The sequence below is a fragment of the uncultured Campylobacter sp. genome (assembly GCF_938018035.1).
Classification (GTDB): Bacteria; Campylobacterota; Campylobacteria; order Campylobacterales; family Campylobacteraceae; genus Campylobacter_B.
The window spans coordinates 1-1,910 of record NZ_CALIJF010000321.1 but is presented as its reverse complement, the minus strand read 5'-3'; the positions used below and the strand labels follow the sequence as shown (position 1 = coordinate 1,910).

General features: G+C 35.8%; 2 protein-coding genes. One reads left to right on the top strand and one right to left on the bottom strand.

Features of this window, described 5'->3' with window-relative positions:
* Nucleotides 1–192: hypothetical protein (locus Q0257_RS09650; protein WP_298024429.1), on the top strand; the 192-nt coding region annotated here is incomplete at its 5' end.
* A 233-nt stretch (nt 193–425) separates the two neighbouring features.
* Here Q0257_RS09650 and Q0257_RS09645 read toward each other — a convergent pair.
* The gene (locus tag Q0257_RS09645) at nt 426–1,652 is read right to left on the bottom strand and encodes an ATP-binding protein (protein ID WP_298024428.1); all 1,227 of its coding nucleotides are present in this window, start codon (nt 1,650–1,652) and stop codon (nt 426–428) included.
* Between the last annotated feature and the right edge of the window lie 258 nt (nt 1,653–1,910).

The following is a 1,910-nucleotide window of genomic DNA, read 5'->3' as shown; positions in this document are numbered from 1 at the left end:
AATGATATAATACTACCACGAATGGAAATATTAATAATTGTACTAGCGATAATCACACTGCTCGCAATCGCCGGTAGACATAAACCGGCGGAATCTGCGCGCAGTATCAACGACCAGGACGAACAGAAAAAGCAAGAAGAAACCGACGAGCTAATCACGGTAATTTTACCGACGATAGATAATGATAAGTAGAATATAGGCTTAAAATGCGGCGTTTTTACTATAGGAGACTATGCAAATTACTGCGTCATTAGCCAAGGCAAATTTATGCAGTTTTCTCGATTTATTGCGTGCAGCTAAAAGTTTACCTGCAAGCTCTAGTACTCGGTCGGGTTGAGAATAGTGATTAAAGAATATATATAAAGCACTTTCTATTTTACCATTAGTATTTTCTCAATATCTTTAGAAATAGTTTCATAGCTTATTTAGTCCCTATTTTTACCCAAAAGCCAATCAACTACATTAATTTTTTTCACGCCATCAAACTCCTCTGGCACTAAGTCCATAGTCAATAACATCTTTGTATAGTTGTCTTTGATCTTTTTAAATGGCAAAAGTTCCCTTTCTAAAGTTTCAGGGCGATCATTCACTTGATAGGCCACTTGATAATAAATTCGCTCGCCATTCATTTTCTGGACAATAAAGTCAACTTCGCTTTCTTGTGTTTTACCAACAAAAATCTCGCCCTCATTCCTGCGCAAAAGTTCTAGATAAACAATATTTTCCAAACGATGTCCGATGTCAGATTTTGGCGAATTGCTTAGTAGAATATTGCGCAATCCTAGATCAACTGCGTAATATTTATCGTTAGTAGTTAACAGTTTTTTGCCTTTAATATCATAACGGCTAACAGGATAAATCAAATAGGATTTTGTTAAGTACTTAAGATAATTGATTACCGTTCCATGAAAAATTGAGTTACCTCCCATTTTCAGAGCGTTGCTGATATTACGCGCAGAAAGCGGACTGCCTATATTGTCAAACACAAACTTTATTACTCGCTCGAAATCGACTTCGTTCCGAATTTCATATCGCTTAGCGATGTCTTTACCGACAATCGTCTCATAAATATCTCTTAGATAATTATTGCTTAATTTTTCATTAACTTTTGAAAGCGTTATAACTTCAGGAAAAGCACTATTCGCCATATATTTCTCAAATAGACGATCTTCATTTTGCTCGTCTGGAAACATTTGAACATATTCTTTAAACGAGAATGGCAACATATGGATTGAGATGTAGCGGCCAGTCAATAAAGTAGCAAGTTCGCCAGAAAGCAAGAAAGCATTCGATCCAGTAATATAAAGATCTACATTATCTTTTATAAATAACCCGTCAACTAACTTTTCAAACTCAGGGACGTTTTGAATTTCGTCGAGAAAAATATAATTTTGGACGCCAGTCACTAACTTGGCAGAAATTTTTTCATAAATACTTCGCCAGTTTAAATCTTGGTTTAGGTCTGGATCTTCAAAATTATAACTTTGGATTTGTTTTGTTTTTACGCCCTGTAATTTCAGCTCATCTCGAAAGATCTCTAAAAGTGTAGATTTCCCGCTGCGGCGAATGCCGGTTATGACCTTAACCACTTTTTGATCCTTCAAAAGTTTTAATTGGTCTAAGTATTCTTTACGTATTATTTTATCATTCACAACATCTCCAGTATACACCAAAAACTTCCAAAAATACATTTTTGGTGGATAGGATTTATTTTAAGACTATTTTTGGGTGATATAAAAAATCTTTAGATTTCGCTCAGAAGCTACGCTTTTTTGTGCATATACGGCAAGTTACTTTATACTACACTATAAAAAGCGGCGTACGTTGCGCCACGATTTCTGAAAAATTTCTAATTTGGAGCCACGATCGGGGCTTGAACCCGAGACCTCATCCTTACCATGGATGCGCTC